Genomic DNA, 17,862 nt, shown 5'->3' with positions numbered 1-17,862 from the left:
CTCCCGTGAAGGACGACCCGGCACGGGTGCGCGTGCGGGTGCCGCCGCCGAGCGAACGGCCGGCCCAGGTGCCGCCCCCGGTCAAGAAGGACCGGCCGGGCCGGGCCCGGCTGCGGGCCACGATCGACGCCCTCGGTTCTCTCGTACGCGCCCAGCCCGGCATCGTCGCCCTGCGCCTGCGCAACTACGGCGACGCCCCCAGCGAGGAGCTGGCCGCCCAGGTGGACCTCCCACCCGGCGTCACCCTCGTCCCGACCGCGCGCCGCGCCCACAGGGCGGCGCACCCGGGCTCCTCGGGCGCGACGGGTTCTGCGGGCACAGGGGGTTCCGCAGGTGTTGTGGGTTCCGCGGGTCCAGGGGGCACGGTGGGGACGGTGGACGGCTGGGCCTGCCGCCCGGCCGAAGGCGGCGCGCGGTGCGTCAGGAAGGCGCTGGCCGCCGGGCAGGGCACGACCGTGTTCCTGCGGGTGCTGGTGGCCGACGAGGCGCCGCAGGGCCCGGGTCCCGCCGTCAGGATCACGGCGGGCCCGCTGCGGCTGCTGGCCAAGGCCGAGACGGGCGTACGCGGGTCGGGCGCGCCCGCCAGGTTCGCCACCGACGGGAAGGTGACCGTGCGGGCGATCGGCAACGCGCTGCTGAGCTGCCCGCAGGAGCGCGCGGGCTGCCTGGAGGCCAGGCGCCGCGAGGGAGCCCAGCGCGACAACGACCTGTGGCCGATGACCGCGCTCGACCAGGACGACCGGTCCGACACCGCCTCCTCCAGCGGGGCCGGGCTGTCCGTGCCGAAGGGCGGCGAGGTCGTGTGGGCGGGGCTCTACTGGTCGGCGACGGGCGAGCGGGCCGGGCCGATCAAGCTCAGGCCGCCGGGACGCAAGAAGTACCTGACCGTGCGGCCCGGCCAGGTGACGGTGCGCGAGCTGCCGCTGGGCCCGGTCTACCAGGCGTTCGCCGACGTGAGCGAGCTGGTCGGCGACGTACGCGCGAACGGCACCTGGTGGGCGGCCGACGCCCCCATGGAGGAAGGGGTGTCACGCCATGCCGGATGGAGCCTGGTGCTGATCGTCACCGATCCGGCGGAGCCGTACAGCCAGGCCGTGGTGCTGGACACGGCGGCCGTGATCGGCGGCGGCGCGCGGCGGGCGCGGATCCCGCTCGGCGGGCTGAGCCCGGCGGCCGCGCCCGCGCGGGTCGAGCTGGTCACGTGGGAGGGCGACGCCGACCTCGAGGGCGACAAGGTCTCGCTCGGGTCCGGCGCGCTGACCCCCGCCGGCGGCGAGCGCGCTTTGGCGAACGTCTTCGACGGCTCGTCGAGCGGCGCGGCGGAGCTGACGTTCGGCATGGACGTGGACACGGTCGGCGCCGAACTCGGGGTGGATCCCGCGCTGACGATCATCACGGACAAGGACGTGGTGCTGTTCGGGGTCGCCGCGCTGAGCGTGCGAGCGCGCTCGTGACCACGAACAGGACAAACTGGTACGGTTCGCCTGATTGGTCTGGCGCACCTATGCGCGAGTGCCGAATCGTCGGGATTAACCCTCGCGCGATCACCTGCTTTCATTACCCTGAGAGAGGGCCGCCGAGTCCGGTCTCTGACGGTGCAGAGCCAGCAAGGTCGGACCACCAGGAAAGGGGCGGTGTCAGTGGATCGCTGTGCGCTGTTCGTGGACGCTGGCTATCTGCTGGCTGACGGGGCGATGGCCGTGCACGGCACGCGTCATCGCGAAGCGGTCTCCTGGGACTATCCAGGGCTGCTGCAGCTGATGACCAACCTGTCGCGCGAGCGCACCGGCCTGCCGCTGCTTCGGTGCTACTGGTACGAGGCGACGGTCGAGGGCCGGCGCACTCCCGAGCACGACGCGCTGGCCGACATACCGGGCCTCAAGCTCAGGCTGTCCCGCATCCGGCCGGGCCGGCGCGAGGGCGTCGACGCCCAGGTGCACCGCGACCTCATGACGCTCGCGCGCAACAACGCCATCTGCGACGCGGTGGTGGTCAGCGGCGACGAGGACCTCGCGCAGGTCGTCTGCGACGCCCAGGACCTCGGCATCAGGGTGAGCGTCATCCACATCGCCGCCGACGGCGGCTGGGCCGTCTCGCGCTCGCTCCGGCAGGAGTGCGACGACCTGGTCGAGCTCGGAGCGGTCCACCTGCGCCCCTACGTCAGCACGCTGACCGGCATCACCGAGTCGTCCAACGGCCACCACCAGCCCACCGGCAACGGCCACGCCTCCCACTCGCTGCCGCCCGCGCCGCAGCAGTCGTCGCTGCCGCCCTCCTCGCTGCCCTCCACCACGGGCTCCAGCATGGGCTCCAGCATGGGCTCCACCACGGGCGGCCACACGAGCAGCCACACGAGCAGCCACAGCGGGGGCCACCCGACGAGTCACACGGGCGGTCATTCGGGCAGCCACGCCGCCGGCTCCTCTTCGCACAACGGTCAGCCGTCGTCCAACGGACACTCCTCAGGACGCGCCCAGACGCCGCCCGCGCTGCCCACGTACGCCTCCTACCAGCAGGAGCAGCCCACTTACCAGCAGGAGCAGCCGTCGGCCTACCAGCAGGAGCCGCCGCCCGCCGCTCCGGCCACCGGGCCGATCCAGGCGCAGTCGCAGCAGTCGAGCCCCACCACCGGCCAGTTCTCCTCGCCGTCGAGCGGCGCCTACCAGCCCGCGCAGCTCGGCCCCTACACCGGGCCGCAGCCGGCCCCCGTCGCGCAGCCGGCGGCCACGGCGGGCGCCACCACGCTGTCCGACGCCGTCAAGGCCGCCCACCGCGAGGGCCACGACTTCGGCGACTCCGTCGCCCGCGACGCGCCCGCGCTGTGGCTGGAGGCGGTCCTGGCGCGCAAGCCGCGCATGCCGTCCGACCTTGAGGCGCGGCTGCTGCAGGGATCGTCGTTGCCGATCGACTTCCTGCTGCACGACGAGGTACGCCACGCCCTGCGACGCGGCTTCTGGGACGCTTTGGAACGCGCCCGTCAGTGACGAACACGTGACGAACGCGGTCGTGAGGGACGCGTCTCGCGCCCGTCAGTAACACCCCGCACACCGAAACGCCCCCGGGCGGCGGATGTCCCGGGGGCGGAGCGTGGGAGATCAGGAGAGCGCGTCGAAGCCGGCGCGCAGGTGGCTGAGGCGTTCGTTCAGGTCGGCAAGCGGCACCGACAGCGCCGGATCCTGGGACTTTCGGGCCAGCTCCCTGACCCGGGCCAGCTCGTCCTCCACCGCCGTCAGCCGCCGCGACAGCTCCGGCAGCACCGACGCCTGGTCGCCCGCACCCGGCGGCAGCTCGCCGTTGAGGCGGTCGCGCAGCAGGCTCGCCTGCTCGGCCAGGCGCTTGTTCATGTTGTACAGCTCGGAGAAGACCGACACCTTCGCCCGCAGCACCCACGGGTCGAACGGCTTGGTCAGATAGTCCACGGCGCCGGCGGCGTAACCGCGGAAGGCGTAGTCGGGAGCGCTGTCGACCACGGTCAGGAAGATGATCGGGATGTTGCGGGTGCGCTCGCGCCGCTTGATGTGCGCGGCGGTCTCGAAGCCGTCCATGCCGGGCATGCGCACGTCCAGCAGGATCAGCGCGAACTCGGTGTTGAGCAGCGCTTTGAGCGCCTCCTCGCCCGACCTGGCGCGTACGGGCACCAGGTCGAGTGAGCTGAGGATGGCCTCAAGGGCGATCAGGTTCTCCTCGCGGTCATCGACGAGGAGGATCTTGGCACGATCCGGCATCGATCACGACCCTTCGGCTGACGAGGCGGACGGTGAGGAGTCGGACGCGGCACCCCGTCCGCGGCTGAGCCAGCCGCGCAGGCGTTCGAGCAGGCGGTCCACGTCGACCGGCTTGGGCACGTAGTCGGACGCGCCCGAGGCGATGCTCTTCTCCCGATCGCCCCGCATGACCTTGGCGGTCAGCGCGATGATCGGCAGGTCCGCGAACTGCGGCATGCGGCGGATGGCCGAGGTCGTGGCCCAGCCGTCCATCTCCGGCATCATGATGTCCATCAGCACGAGCGCGACGTCCTCGTTCCGTTCGAGCTGCTCGATACCCTCCCGTCCGTTTTCAGCGTAGACGACGGTAGAACCGTGTCGCTCCAGCACGCTGGTGAGTGCGAAGACGTTACGGATGTCGTCGTCCACGATGAGGATCTTGGCGCCGCTGAGCGGGTCGTCGCCCTGCCACTGGCTGGGCGTCTCGACCGGCGGCTCGACCAGCTCGGGCATCGGCAGGTCGAGCGGCAGCGGCGGCTCGGGCGTGGCCGCGGAGCTGTCGTCCGAGGGCGGCGTCATGAGCTGGCGGCGGGTCGCCGCCCCGCCGTCGGTCGCGGCCAGCGGGCCGGTGTAGGAGGCCGGCAGGTAGAGCGTGAACGTGCTGCCCTTGCCCAGCTCGCTGTCCACGTGGATCTCGCCGCCGAGCAGCCGGGCGATGTCGCGGCAGATCGCGAGGCCGAGGCCCGTGCCGCCGTATTTCCTGCTCGTGGTGCCGTCGGCCTGCCTGAACGCCTCGAAGATGACGTCGCGCTTGTCGGGCGCGATGCCGATCCCGGTGTCGATCACCTGGAACGCCATCAGGTCGTCGGCCTCGTGCAGGGTGTCGTCGTCGAACTGGACCCCGGCCGGCGGCGCCGTGATCCGCAGCTTCACCTCTCCGCGCGGCGTGAACTTCACCGCGTTGGACAGCAGGTTGCGCAGCACCTGCTGCAGGCGCTGCTCGTCGGCGCGCAGCTCGTGGGGCACGTCGGAGTCGACCTCGACGCTGAACGACAGGCCCTTGTCCTGGGCCAGCGGCGCGAACGCGGCCTCCAGCAGATCCACCATCTTCGGCAGCGACACCTGGATCGGATGGATGTCCATCCGGCCCGCCTCGACCTTCGACAGGTCGAGCATGTCGTTGATCAGCTGGAGCAGCGCCGAGCCCGCGCTGTGGATCGTCCTGGCGAACTCGACCTGCTGCGAGGTCAGGTTGCCCTCGGCGTTCTCGGTCAGCAGCTTGGCCAGCACCAGCAGGCTGTTGAGCGGCGTGCGCAGCTCGTGGGACATGTTGGCGAGGAACTCGGACTTGTAGCGCGAGGACACCGCGAGCTGCTCGGCGCGCTCCTCCAGCGTCCGCCTGGCCTGCTCGATCTGGAAGTTCTGGATCTCGATCGCGCGGTTCTGCTTGGCCAGCAGTGCCGCCTTGTCCTCCAGCTCGGCGTTGGACCTGCGCAGCTCTTCCTGCTGGCGCTGCAGCTCGTCGGAGCGCTCCTGGAGCTCGCGGGTGAGCCGCTGGGACTCGGTCAGCAGGTCCTCGGTGCGGGAGTTGGCGATGATGGTGTTCATCGTGACGCCGATGGTCTCGACGAGCTGTGTCAGGAAGTCGAGGTGCACCTCGCCGAACGGCGTGAACGAGGCCAGCTCCAGCACGCCCAGCACGCGGTTCTCGAACAGGATCGGCAGCACCACGATCTGCGCCGGCGTGGAGCGGCTGAGGCCGCTGTCGATGGTGATGAACTGCGGCGGCACGTCGTCGAGGACGATGTGCCTGCCCTCGGCCGCGGCCTGCCCGACGATGCCCTCGCCGATGCCGAAGCGCTGGCGCGGGCCCCGGTCGGGCCGCACGCCGTAGCCGCCGATCAGGATCAGCTCGTGGTCGCCCTCGGGGTCGATGCTGTAGAAGGCGCCGTAGCGGGCCGAGACCAGCGGTGTCAGCTCGCTCATCGTCAGCTTGGCCACTTCGAGCAGGTCGCGGTGGCCCTGCATGAGCCGGGAGATGCGGGCCAGGTTGGACTTGAGCCAGTCCTGTTCCTGGTTGGCCTGCGTGGTCTCGCGCAGGCTGCCCACCATCGAGTTGATGTTGTCCTTCAGCTCGGCCAGCTCGCCCTGTGCCTCGACGGCGATCGAGCGGGTCAGGTCGCCGCGGGCGACGGCGCTGGTCACGGTCGCGATGGCGCGGATCTGCGTGGTGAGGCTCTCGGCCAGCTCGTTGACGCTCTCGGTGAGCCGCTTCCAGGTGCCCTCGACGCCCTCGACCCGGGCCTGACCGCCGAGCTGGCCGTCGGAGCCGACCTCGCGGGCGACTCGGGTCACCTCGGAGGCGAACGAGGAGAGCTGGTCGACCATCCGGTTGACGGTGGTCTTGAGCGCCAGGATCTCGCCCTGGGCATCGACGTCGATCTTGCGGGTCAGGTCGCCGTTGGCGACCGCGGTGGTCACCTCGGCGATGTTGCGCACCTGATAGGTCAGGTTGTTCGCCATGGAGTTGACGTTGTCGGTGAGGTCCTTCCAGACGCCCGACACGCCCTTCACCCTGGCCTGGCCGCCGAGCTGCCCCTGCGTGCCGACCTCGCGGGCCACTCGGGTGACCTCGTCGGCGAAGGAGGAGAGCTGGTCGACCATGGTGTTGAGGGTGTCCTTCAGCTGCAGGATCTCGCCCTGCGCGTCCACCGTGATCTTCTTCGACAGGTTGCCCTGCGCCACCGCGGACGACACGGCCGCGATCTGGCGCACCTGCGAGGTCAGGTTGTTGGCCATCGAGTTGACGTTGTCGGTCAGGTCCTTCCAGACCCCGGACACGCCGCGCACCTGCGCCTGGCCGCCGAGCTGCCCTTCGGTGCCGACCTCGCGGGCGACCCGGGTCACCTCGGAGGCGAACGAGGAGAGCTGCTCGACCATCGTGTTCATGGTCGACTTGAGCTCAAGGATCTCGCCCTGCGCGTCCACGTCGATCTTGCGGGTGAGGTCGCCGTTGGCGACCGCGGTGGTCACCTGGGCGATGTTGCGGACCTGATAGGTCAGGTTGTTCGCCATGGAGTTGACGTTGTCGGTGAGGTCCTTCCAGACGCCCGACACGCCCTTCACCTCGGCCCGGCCGCCCAGCTTGCCCTCGGTGCCCACTTCGCGGGCCACTCGGGTGACCTCGTCGGCGAAGGAGGAGAGCTGGTCGACCATGGTGTTGAGGGTGTCCTTCAGCTGCAGGATCTCGCCCTGCGCGTCCACCGTGATCTTCTTCGACAGGTTGCCCTGGGCCACCGCCGTCGCCACGGTCGCGATGCTGCGCACCTGGGAGGTCAGGTTGTTGGCCATGAAGTTGACGTTGTCGGTGAGATCCTTCCAGACGCCCGACACGCCGGTCACCTGCGCCTGGCCGCCGAGCTGTCCTTCGGTGCCGACCTCGCGGGCGACTCGGGTCACCTCTTCCGCGAAGCCGGACAGCTGGTCGACCATGGTGTTGACGGTGTTCTTCAGCTCGAACATCTCGCCCACGGCGTCGACCGTGACCTTGCGGCTCAGGTCGCCCTTGGCCACCGCGGTGGTCACCACGGCGATGTCGCGCACCTGGGCCGCCACGCGCGACGACATCGTGTTGACGGCCTCGGTGAGGTCGCGCCAGCTTCCTGACATGCCGCGCAGGTTGGCGCTGCCGCCCAGCCGGCCCTCGGTGCCCGCCTCGCGCGCCACCCTCGTGACCTCGGAGTTGAACAGCGCGAGCTGGTCCACCATGCCGTTGATGGCCTTGCCCAGGCGGCGCACCTCGCCGCGGGCGGAGCGGTCGAGGTCGATCCGGCGGGACAGGTCTCCCTTGGCGACCGCGTCGATGACGTCGGCCGCGCCACTCACCGGGCTCACCAGGGCGTCGATCAGCATGTTGACCGACTCGACGCTCTCCGCCCACGCCCCGACCCCGGGGCCGGGCGTCAGCCGCTCGGCGAAGCGGCCTTCCTTGACCACTTCTTTACGCACGCGTACGAGCTCGTTGGCGAGGTGCTCGCGACGGTCGGCCACTTCGTTGAGCAGCAGCCGCACCTCGCTGAGAATGCCGGGAGGCGCATGAGGAACCCGCCGCCGGAAGTCGCCGTCACGCCAGGAGAAGAGAGTCTCCAGGATGGGCACGAGATCCGACTCGGTGTAAGTCCTCTCCTCCGGGCTTGGCGCGGCCTTGGCCGTGGTCATGGGGCCTCCTTCACTCGCACCTGGCTCCGGCGAGTGATTCAAGTCTGTCACGATGAGTAGCTCGTAGTCCTGCCCTTGGATTTACCCCAAGTCAGCGGGAAGTGTGGTAGGCACGTTGGGATGACTGCTTCTCCCCATGCGGTACTCGCTGCGACGTTCGCGCCCGGCGAGACCGCTGTGACGTCTGCGATGAGGTTCACGCGCGAGGTGATGACCGCGTGGGCCACCGGAGGCGTGCTCCATACCGCCGAGCAGGTCGCAGGAGACCTGACCGAACAGGTCGCTGACGAGCCGTTTGAGGTGATTTGGAAGCATTTCGGGGACGCAGTCCAAGTGGAGTTGCGGCAGCGAAACCTTTCCCAGGGCGATCCGAAACCCCCTTCTGTCAACGTAGAGGAATGGGGAGTCACCTTTGCGGGTGATTCCCGTGTCCATTGGGCTAGGCTCACGCTACCTGGCTCCGCGGACCGGGTGGCAGCCGAATGGCTGGAGGAGAGCAGCAGAGGGCCCCACTGGCTGGGGTTTCTCGCCGACGCCAGCGACCTGCTGGCGGGCACCCTCGACCCCGACATGGTGCCGGCCATCATCGCCCAGGTCGTGGTGCCGCGCCTGGCCAACTGGTGCGCCGTCTACACCTCCGCCAACTCCGGGCCGCTGCGGCTGGTCTACCTCTGGCACGCCGACGAGGCCAGGATCGACGGCCTGCGCGAGCAGCTCGCCGGGATGGACATCGACGCCGCCGACACCCGGGTCACCTCCACGATCCACCTGCCCGACTCGCAGGTGCTGGCCGTGCCGCTGACCGCGCGCGGGCGCGGCCTCGGCATGATGTGCCTGGGCCGGCCCGACCGCTTCCCCGACGAGGTCATCCAGTTCGCCGAGGACATCGGCAGGCGCGCCGCCCTCGCCATGGACAACGCCAGGCTCTACGCCCAGCAGGCCGCCGCCAACCGGGCGCTGCAGCGCAGCCTGCTCCCGCCCAACGAGCCCGAGGTGCCCGGGCTCGACTACGGCGTCATCTACGAGCCCGCGGGCGAGGCCAACGAGGTCGGCGGCGACTTCTACGACCTGTTCAAGGCGGGCGACGACTCGTGGCGCTTCGCGATCGGCGACGTCTGCGGCACCGGCCCCGAGGCCGCGGCCGTGACCGGGCTGGCCCGCCACACGCTGCGGCTGCTGGCCCGCGAGGGCTACGGCGTGGCCGCGGTGCTCGGCCGGCTCAACCAGGCGATCCTGGAGGAGGGCGAGCGGGCCAGGTTCCTCACGCTGCTCCACGGCGACATCACGCCCGTGCCCGACGGGCTGGAGGTGCGTCTCGTCTCCGCCGGCCATCCCGAGGCGCTGCGGCTGAAGCCGAGTGGCAAGGTCGAGGCCGTGACCACGCCGCAGTCGCTGCTCGGGGTCTTCCACGAGGTCATGTTCGAGGCCGACACCATCCATCTGGACCCCGGTGACGTGCTGCTGGCGGTGACGGACGGGGTGACGGAACGGCGCTCGGGCGGGCGGCTGCTCGACGACGACGGCGGGCTGGCGAAGCTGCTGGCCGAGTGCGCCGGGCTGTCGGCCAGAGCGGTGGCCGAGCGCATCCGCAGGGGCGCGGCCGACTTCGCCTCCGAGCCCAGCGCCGACGACCTGGCCATCGTGGTCCTGCGCGCCCGCTAGATCGGGTCGCGTGCCGCTGTGGCTCCACGCCGGGGGCGCGGGGTCGTGCGGGGGTGCCGTGGTGGTCACGGGCGCGGGCGGTCCTGAGACGTCGCCGACCGGCCCGGGCCCTTGGGGGTGGTGCTCATGGTGTGCCCTCCGGCTACTTGCGGTGGCCGTGATGATGACAGGCGGGACGGCCGCTGGTCAAGGGCATGGTCAGGAAGCACACGCGCCTGGGGGCGGCACCCGGAAGCGTGCGGCCGGGTGAGGGCGTGCTCCGGAGGAGAGTGCCGCCAGGAGGGCGGTGCGCGGGAGGGTCAGCCCACTGGCCGCCAGGCCGGGCTCACGTGCTTGCGGGCGAACTCCAGTTGCAGCGCCGTCTGCGCGAGCCGTTCGGCCACCACGAGCGCGCCCCGGACGGAGTCGTACATGTAGACCTCGTGTTCGAGGCCGTTCTCCGCCAGCTTGGCCACGTACTTCTCGATCTGGCGCAGCGGGCAGCGCGCGTCGTTGTCGCCGGCCAGGATCAGCAGCGGGCTCTTTACCTGGTCGACGTAGGTGATCGGGGAGCTGGCCGCGTACCGTTCCGGCTGCTCGTCGGGGGAGCCGCCGAGCAGGGCGCGGTGGAAGGCGCGCAGGCTCTCGGCCTCGTCCTCGTACGACGTCTGGTGGCAGGCGATCGGCACCGCGGCGATGCCGCACGCCCACAGGTCGGGCTGGGTGCCGAGGCCGAGCAGGGTGAGATAGCCGCCCCACGCCGAGCCCGCCAGCACCGTCCTGGCCGGGTCGGCGATGCCGTGGTCGACCACCCACTGCCGGACGGCCGCGACGTCCGCCAGCTCGATGTGGCCGACGTCGCCGTGCAGCGCGTCGCGCCAGGCCGAGCCGTAGCCGGTCGAGCCCCGGTAGTTGACCCGTACCACGGCGAAGCCGGCGTCCACCCAGGCCGCGACCTCCGGCGAGAACACGTCGCGGTCGTTCGAGGTCGGGCCGCCGTGCAGCAGGAACACCGTGGGATACGGCACGGCGCCGGTCTCCGGCCTGGAGACCAGCGCGTGGATGCGGCCGCCCTCGCCCTCGACGTCCACGTCCTCGACGGGGACGCTCGGCGGGGCGGGCGGGCCGCTGGGGTTGACCACGACCTGGCCGGTGCTCGACCGGATGACCGGCGGCCGCGAGGCGCTCGACCACGAGTACTCGATCTGACCGCCGGGCCGGGGAGCGGCCTCCTCGATCACGCCGTGCGGGGTGTCGATGAGGGTCAGGCCGCCGCCGGCGAGGTCGTAGCGGTGCAGGTAGCTGCGTCCTCGGTCGTCGCGCAGGATGAGCAGGCCGCGGCCGTCGTCGTACCACTCGGCGTTCAGGTCGCCGGAGTCGCGCAGCCAGATCTCGCGCTGCTCGCCGGTGACCGGGTCCCAGACGAGGGGCTCGTGGCGCTGGCGGCGCTCGTGCAGCGCCAGCAGGCGGCGGTCGCCGACGACGGGGGCGAACGCGAGGCCGGTCACGCCCTTGCCGACGCCGTCGTGCAGCTCGCCGACCGTGCGGCCGTTCTGGCGGACGACGCGCAGGGCCGGGTGGCGGAAGTCGCCGTACTCGCCGTGGTTGATGGCGATCAGCGAGCCGTCGAGTGACATGGCGGCCACCCACGCGGCCTCCATGTGCTCGTACAGCAGCTCGGTGGGCTCGCCCTCGCGGACGAGGTGCACGCGGAAGGCCCGCTCGGCGGCCAGGCTGATCGCGGCGACGCCCGTCGTGGACAGGGCGATGCCGCCGGGCTGGCCGGGCGGCAGGTCGGGGGCGACCGGCTCGTCGAGGCCGCCGGTGAACGGCTGGCGCCGCCACTCGCCGAAGTCGGCGCCGGTGTCGGCGAACCAGTAGATCCACTGGCCGGTGGGGTCGATGGCGGCGTACGCGGTGCCCATGGGCCGGTCGGTGACCTGGCGGGTGGTGCCGGTCAGCCGGTCCCAGGCGTAGACCTCCCACTTTCCCGTGGCGTTGGAGCGGTAGATGGAGCGGTTCGGGGCCTGACGCGCCCAGGACGGCAGCGTCATGCGCGAGGCCCGGAACCTGGCCTGCCAGCGTTCCTCCGCCTTCATCCGACGCGCCCCCTCCCTTTAGTGACCTGCGCCTCCCGGCGCGGGATGCCGTCCAGTATTGCGCCTGCGTCGGGGAAATACTCCAAGAATGTGGGGGAATTTCGGACTAAATGCCCCATCAGTAACACCGGTCGCACATGCCCGTCAAGCAACGGGTCTTGATCGGGGGGCCGGTTCGAAGATAGACAGCTGGAACGCCGCGAGCGTCACCACTTTTCGCTGTCCTTCTGTGACGTTCCGAGCGACAAATGCGGCGATTCGCTCATCAAGCCCAGCCGGCTCGTTATGCCATGCATTCGGTCCCATCCCGATGACTTTGGCGATGTCGCCATGTTCCAGTTCCATCTCGAACTTGATCGAGCGCCGCTCCGACTCGGCGAAACCGTCCAGGCTGCGAGCCACCCTGCGCTCTTTCTCCTCATCGACCGAGAGCAGGCCAAGTTCCTCGACCAGCGGGCTGAGATGCGACGGTGCGGGGGTGACGACGACCGCGACGCCGCCGGGACGCAGGATCCGCCGGAACTCCGGCCCGTTCCTGGGCGCGAAGACGTCGATCACCACGTCGGCCACCCCACTTCTGATGGGAAGCGGACGCCACACGTCGGCCACGAACGCCCCTGCCCTCGGATGCACCCGTGCCGCCCGGCGTACAGCGTGCTTCGACACATCGAACGCCATCCCGATGCCATCGTTGATCGCGGTGAGCACAGCCGCCAGATAGTGTCCGGTGCCCGTGCCCGCGTCGACGATCACCGGCGCGGCCCTGCCCTCCGCGCGACGATCTTCGACGAAACCCGGCTCTTGCCCGGGACCACCTCGTCCCACGCCGAAACCGGCCTCCACTCCCGCAACACGGTACGCCCTCAACTCCCCGCCGTCATTCGTTTCGGTAGAGGACTCATGTTTTTCGGGAACGTTGTCGCTTGCCGTATATGTTCGCGCCGCTTCCGAGGCTGCTTCGGCAACCGCTTCCGCGAGCGGCGCGTAGTGGCCCTGGTCGAGGAAGGCGGCCCGCGCGGCCACCATTTCCTGGCTGTCGGCGGTGCCCGGCGGCCGGTTTCCGACCAGCAGGCTCACGTAACCCTGCTTGGCCACGTCGAAGGAGTGGCCTGCGGCGCATCGCAGCGTGCCCCCGTCGAGCCGCACGCCGGCCCGGCAGACGGGACAGATGAGGTAGTCGACGATGTCAGCCAGCATGCGACCCATTGTCGTGCACCGTCTGTCGTGTGCCGTCCCGTACGCAGGCACGTGAGGCGTGCTCAGGCGGCCTGCGCCTCAAGGAGGAAGGCGGCGTTGGAGGGGGTGGAGCGGAGCCGGTCGACCAGGACTTCGAGGCCCTGACGCTTGTCCAGCGAGGTGAGCATGCGCCGCAGCCGCCAGACGACCTGGCGCTCCTCGGTGTGCAGCAGGATCTCCTCGCGCCGCGTGCCCGAGGACTCCAGGTCCACGGCCGGGAACAGCCGCCGCTCCGCCAGCTCGCGGGTCAGGTGCAGCTCCATGTTCCCCGTGCCCTTGAACTCCTCGTACAGGCTGTTGTCCATCCGCGAACCCGTGTCCACGAGCGCGGTGGCGAGGATGGTGAGCGAGCCGCCGCCCTCGACGTTGCGGGCGGCGCCGAAGAAGCGCTTGGGCGGATAGAGGGCGGCTGCGTCGATGCCGCCGGTGAGCACGCGCCCGCCGCTGGGCGCCACGTTGTTGTAGGCCCGTCCCAGCCTGGTCAGCGAGTCGAGCAGCAGGACCACGTCGCGGCCCGACTCCACGAGCCGCTTGGCCCGCTCGACGGCCAGTTCGGCGACGGCGGTGTGGTCGCGGTCGGGGTGGTCGAAGGTCGAGGCGAAGATCTCGCCCCTGATGGAGGCGCGCATCTCGGTGACCTCCTCGGGCCGCTCGCCCACCAGCACCACCATGAGGTGTGCCTCGGGGTGGTTGCGGGTGATGCCGGCGGCGAGTGCCTGGAGCACCATCGTCTTGCCGGCCTTGGGCGGCGCCACGATGAGGCCGCGCTGGCCCTTGCCGATGGGGGCGAAGAGGTCGATGACGCGGGTGCTGAGCGACTCGGTCTCGACGTTGAGCCGCTCGGTCGGATGGACGGGGGTGAGCTCGGCGAAGTGCGGCCGGTCGCGCCAGTCGCCGGTGCCGTTGACCGACTCGACGCCGACGAGCTTGTTGCCGGCGAAGGAGGCGACGACGTGGTCGCCGGGCCGCAGGCCGTACTGGCGGGCCTTGTCGGCCTGCAGCCGCATGTCGCCGGGGCCGGGGAGCTGCCCCGCCCGGATGAAAGCGGATTTGTCGCGCAGGTCGAGCAGGCCGCTGACCTGCTGAACCGGCACGGCGGAACGCTGCCGCGGAATGGTTTGCACAGACATGATGGAACCCCTCAGGGGAAACGCGCCTGAGCCAGGTGAAGGCCCGGCGAAGGATGAAGACGGTTGGGCCCGAGGAAACGGGGCCGAACCCGATGAAGATCGGCGGAGCTGGAGCTCTACGCCTGGTGGCAAGGTACCACATCTTCCGGCCCATACAACGCCTAGCCCTCTTGGGCTATTCCCGGGCGGTTCTGGTGTGTTGAGCCGCGTCTCTCGGGCAGGTGCGTGACAATGTTCTTCTCGGCACCGGACGGCGAGGAAAATTACCGCACTCCGGTGTACCGAAAGGCGCAGAACCCCCATCGACGCGGCGTCATCGTGTCAAGTGGCATGCAGGATCCCTGCAACTCGATGAGGGTTCCATAGGAACCGACAGAAAACTCCTTGGGGGAGCAGCATCATGAAGACCGTCAACTGCCCGCGCTGTCACCACGAGCTCGACGAGGGCCCGATCATGTACCGGTGCGCACACTGCCGCCGCGCCGTCTTCGCGGCCGACGTCGAGAACGAGTACGTTCCGCGTCAGCCCGTCGCCGCCTAGTCTGGCCGGGTGCCACACCAGCCGATAACCGTGTCCGGCGTCGAAGTGACGCCTCTCTGCGACGCCGTGGGTCCCATGGGAGCGGCCATCCGCCGCCCGCCGGCGACGATGTTCGCCGGGTCCGCTCTTCCCGACGAGCCGTGGGTCCTGCACTTCCACTGCTATCTCATCCGCGTCGCTGACGGACGGCTGACCCTGGTCGACACCGGCATCGGCGCCGCGGACTCCCCGGCCGCGAGCTGGGCGCCGGTCCCCGGCACCCTGACCGGTGAGCTGGCCGCCGTGGGCGTCGAGCCCGCCGAGATCACCACCGTCATCCTCACCCACCTGCACAGCGACCACGCCTCGGGCGCGGTCGCGGACGGCGGGCCGGCGTTCGAGAACGCCCGCTACGTCCTGCAGCGGGCCGAGCTCGACGCGGCGAGTGGCCCGATGCTCGACGAGATCGTCACCACCATCAAGGGGCAGCTCCACGTCGTCGAGGGCGACGCCGAGGTCGCGCCGGGCGTCCACGTCCACGCCGCCCCCGGGCACACGCCCGGTCACCAGATCGCCCGGGTGGGCGAGGTGGCCATGACCGGCGACCTGGTCCTGCACCCCGTGCAACTGGCGGATCCGGGCATCCGCTACCTGTACGACGACGACCAGGAGGCGGCCGCGCGCACCCGGACCAAGGTGCTCGCCCGGCTGCGGGCCGAACACGCCATTCTCGCCACCGCCCACTTCAGCGAGCCGTTCCTGCGTCTGTGAGCGCGTCTGTGAGCGCGCCTGTGAGTGCGTCTCTGAGCGCGCCTGTGAGCAGGCCGTTCCCGCGTCCGTGAGCGGGCCGTGCGGGCTTGACGCCACGGAATCGCGACCCGCCACGGCGAAGCCGCGGGCGTCGCCACCCGCTCTGCCATAGTGCCCTTGTGAGCGATGACTTCTGGTCCACGGTGCACCGCGCCATCGCGGGGGCGTCGGCGTACATCACCGACGAGCACGGCCGCGTGCTCCTGGTCGATCCCAACTACAGGGAGCACTGGTCGTTCCCCGGCGGCATGGTCGACGCCGGGGAGCATCCCGCGCAGGCGTGCGCCAGGGAGGTGGCCGAGGAGGTGGGCCTCTCGGTCGAGGTCGGCAGGTTGCTGACCGTGAGCTGGGTCGACGGGCTGCCCAACGTGCCCTACCCGGTGGTCACCTTCATGTTCGACTGCGGCGAGATCCCGTCGGGCACGCCGATCTCGCTGCAGGCAGAAGAGCTCGACGACTACGGCTTCTTCACCGTGGAGGAGGCGGAGGGGCTGCTGGCCGGCCACGCGTACGAACGCCTGCTGGCCACCGCCGCCGCCCGCGCCTCCGGCGGGCTGACCTACCTACCGCCCGGCCATCGCGGGCTGGTCGGCCAGGAGAGCTGACGGCAGCGCGACCATCGCCGCCAGGCCGCCGTACGGCGACGGCGCCAGGGTCACCTTGATGCCGTGCCTGGCCGCCAGCCTGGAGACCACGAAGAGGCCGAGCCGGTCGCTCTGGGCCAGGTCGAACTCGGGGGTCTTGGCGAGCCGGTCGTTCAGCTCGTCCAGCTCGGTGCGCGGCAGCCCCAGGCCACGGTCCTCGATCTCCACCATGAGCCCGTGCGGGGTGGTGCCGCAGCGCACGTCCACCCGGGTCTGGGGCGGGGAGAAGAGGGTGGCGTTCTCGATCAGCTCGGCCATGAGGTGGGCCACGTCGGTGACCGCCGCGCCGACCAGCGCGACCGGCGGCGGCTGCACCACCTCGACCCGCTCGTACTCCTCCACCTCCGCCACGGCCGCGCGCAGCACGTCGTGGATCGGCACCGGGTTGCGCCAGCCCCGGCCGGGGGTCTGGTCCGACAGGATGATCAGGCTCTCCGCGTGCCTGCGCATGCGGGTGGTGAGGTGGTCGAGCTTGAACAGGTCCGCCAGCGTCTCGGGCGCCTCGGTGGCCCGCTCCATGCTGTCGAGCTGCAACAACTGCCGGTGCAGCAGCGACTGGTTGCGCCTGGCCAGGTTCACGAACACCTGGCTGACGCCGTGGCGCAGCCTGGCCTGGTCCACGGCGGCCTCCACGGCGGTGGACTGGACGTCGTTGAACGCCTTGACGATGTCGACGATCTCCGACGTCTGCGCCTTGACCTCCAGCGGCGCCACCTCCTCGGCCGAAGGCGGCCCGGCGTCGCCGCGCAGCCGTTTGACCAGCCCGGCCAGCCGTACGTCGGCCAGCTCCGTGGCGGCGTCGCGCAGCCCGGCCAGCTCGCGCACCAGGCGCTTGCGGAAGCGCAGGGAGATCATGATGGAGGCGATGACCGCGATCAGGCCCACGCCGCCGGCGATGCCCAGCTTGACCAGCATGCCGATGGCGGTCGGGGTGACCCGCTGGGTGATGCCCCGCACGGCCAGCGCCTGGTCACGCTCGACGGCGTTCCACAGGTTCTGGGCGTCGATGGGCCAGGTGGCCGCGCTCGCGGGCAGCCCGTTGACGGTCGCGGGCCCCTTGATCTCGTCCTCGGTCCGCAGGAACTCGGTGTAGACGGGAGCGGTGGACAGCTTCTCGTACGGCCCGCGCAGGCTGGAGTCCAGGTGCGACAGCGCCTGCGTGAAGAGCAACCGCCTGGTGGCCGCCATCCCGGTGAACGCCTCCCGCTCGCGGGGGGCCACCTGGCCCTCGGCCAGCACGATCGCGATCAGCGCCTGCTCCCTGGACAGCAGGTCCTTGGCCTCGCCCATCATGGTGACCGCTCTGGCCTGCTGGTAGAGGACCATGTCGGGCACCAGGACCATGGCGTCGTACATGCGGAAGGACGCGTCCACGATCTGGCTGTAGCCGTCGATGACGTCGAGCGGCGCGACGAGGGTGCCGTCCACCTCACGGCGGAGGTCGGCGAGCTGGTCGAGCTTGCCGAGCAGCAGGTTGAGCTGCATGGTCATCGGGGGCGTCAGCTCGTGCTGCTGCTTGGTCAGCGCCCGGAACGCGTGCACGGCCCGGTCGGTCTTGCCGCGCTGCCTGGCCACCTCGTTCGCGCCCTGACCGGTGACCAGGAACTCCACCGAGGCCAGCCGCTCCTTCTGCAGGCCGATGTTGATCTGCTCGGACGGGGCGGCCAGATTCGTGGCCATTTCGTTGATCGCGAGCAGGCGGACGCCGTCGCCGCCGGTCAGACCGGCCGCGAACGCCCACAGACCCACCAGGGACAGCAGCGGGACGAGCAGGAGGATGAGGAGTTTGAGTGCGATGGGACGGCCACGCGTGGGGGGCATGCGACCTCCGGGTGCATGATGAGAGCGCCTCGCAGAGTA

11 protein-coding genes and 1 pseudogene are annotated in these 17,862 nt (G+C 70.6%); 6 read left to right on the top strand and 6 right to left on the bottom strand.

Translation table 11 applies throughout. From position 1 onward, the window contains the following. Both ABFX54_RS21385 and ABFX54_RS21380 read left to right on the top strand, forming a co-directional pair. Positions 1–1,454, top strand: a pseudogene (locus ABFX54_RS21385) (hypothetical protein); the annotation flags it as partial. A gap of 186 nt (positions 1,455–1,640) precedes the next feature. Beyond that, on the top strand, positions 1,641–2,984 hold the full coding sequence (locus ABFX54_RS21380) for an NYN domain-containing protein (protein WP_346107330.1): 1,344 nt from the start codon (positions 1,641–1,643) through the stop codon (positions 2,982–2,984). Positions 2,985–3,095: 111 nt separating this feature from the next. On the opposite strand, the gene ABFX54_RS21375 is transcribed toward ABFX54_RS21380, so the two are convergent. After that, the gene (locus ABFX54_RS21375) at positions 3,096–3,725 is read right to left on the bottom strand and encodes a response regulator (RefSeq protein ID WP_346107323.1); all 630 of its coding nucleotides are present in this window, start codon (positions 3,723–3,725) and stop codon (positions 3,096–3,098) included. Between the two features lie 3 nt (positions 3,726–3,728). After that, positions 3,729–7,922, bottom strand: a complete 4,194-nt coding sequence (locus ABFX54_RS21370; RefSeq protein WP_346107321.1) for a HAMP domain-containing protein — start codon at positions 7,920–7,922, stop codon at positions 3,729–3,731. A gap of 471 nt (positions 7,923–8,393) precedes the next feature. On the opposite strand from ABFX54_RS21370, the gene ABFX54_RS21365 reads away from it, so the two are divergent. Further along, positions 8,394–9,584 (top strand): PP2C family protein-serine/threonine phosphatase, encoded by a 1,191-nt coding sequence (locus ABFX54_RS21365; RefSeq protein ID WP_346107320.1) that lies wholly within the window; start codon positions 8,394–8,396, stop codon positions 9,582–9,584. A gap of 299 nt (positions 9,585–9,883) precedes the next feature. On the opposite strand, the gene ABFX54_RS21360 is transcribed toward ABFX54_RS21365, so the two are convergent. From ABFX54_RS21360 to rho, 3 genes are all read right to left on the bottom strand, one after another. Continuing rightward, the gene (locus tag ABFX54_RS21360) at positions 9,884–11,662 is read right to left on the bottom strand and encodes a S9 family peptidase (protein WP_346107318.1); all 1,779 of its coding nucleotides are present in this window, start codon (positions 11,660–11,662) and stop codon (positions 9,884–9,886) included. Positions 11,663–11,806: 144 nt separating this feature from the next. Further along, complete coding sequence (locus ABFX54_RS21355; protein ID WP_346107316.1) at positions 11,807–12,859, bottom strand: putative RNA methyltransferase; 1,053 nt, start codon at positions 12,857–12,859, stop codon at positions 11,807–11,809. 62 nt (positions 12,860–12,921) lie between these two features. Continuing rightward, positions 12,922–13,992 (bottom strand): transcription termination factor Rho, encoded by a 1,071-nt coding sequence (rho, locus tag ABFX54_RS21350; RefSeq protein ID WP_346107314.1) that lies wholly within the window; start codon positions 13,990–13,992, stop codon positions 12,922–12,924. Positions 13,993–14,428: 436 nt separating this feature from the next. Here rho and ABFX54_RS21345 point away from each other — a divergent pair, with 436 nt between their 5' ends. The 3 genes from ABFX54_RS21345 (at position 14,429) to ABFX54_RS21335 (ending at position 15,963) form a co-directional block, all read left to right on the top strand. Then, a complete protein-coding gene (locus ABFX54_RS21345; RefSeq protein ID WP_346107312.1) occupies positions 14,429–14,569 on the top strand; it encodes a hypothetical protein in 141 nt (46 codons plus the stop codon). A 75-nt stretch (positions 14,570–14,644) separates the two neighbouring features. After that, on the top strand, positions 14,645–15,319 hold the full coding sequence (locus ABFX54_RS21340; protein WP_346107310.1) for an MBL fold metallo-hydrolase: 675 nt from the start codon (positions 14,645–14,647) through the stop codon (positions 15,317–15,319). Positions 15,320–15,477: 158 nt separating this feature from the next. Then, complete coding sequence (locus ABFX54_RS21335) at positions 15,478–15,963, top strand: NUDIX domain-containing protein (protein WP_346107308.1); 486 nt, start codon at positions 15,478–15,480, stop codon at positions 15,961–15,963. Here the strand turns inward: ABFX54_RS21335 and ABFX54_RS21330 are convergent. Then, the gene (locus ABFX54_RS21330) at positions 15,922–17,823 is read right to left on the bottom strand and encodes a sensor histidine kinase (protein WP_346107306.1); all 1,902 of its coding nucleotides are present in this window, start codon (positions 17,821–17,823) and stop codon (positions 15,922–15,924) included. The two genes, ABFX54_RS21335 and ABFX54_RS21330, sit on opposite strands and share 42 nt — an antisense overlap. Between the last annotated feature and the right edge of the window lie 39 nt (positions 17,824–17,862).

Source organism: Nonomuraea maheshkhaliensis (genome assembly GCF_039529435.1).
GTDB lineage: Bacteria > Actinomycetota > Actinomycetes > Streptosporangiales > Streptosporangiaceae > Nonomuraea > Nonomuraea maheshkhaliensis.
The sequence above is the reverse complement of the archived record's forward strand: the minus strand, read 5'-3'. Positions and strand labels throughout refer to the sequence as shown.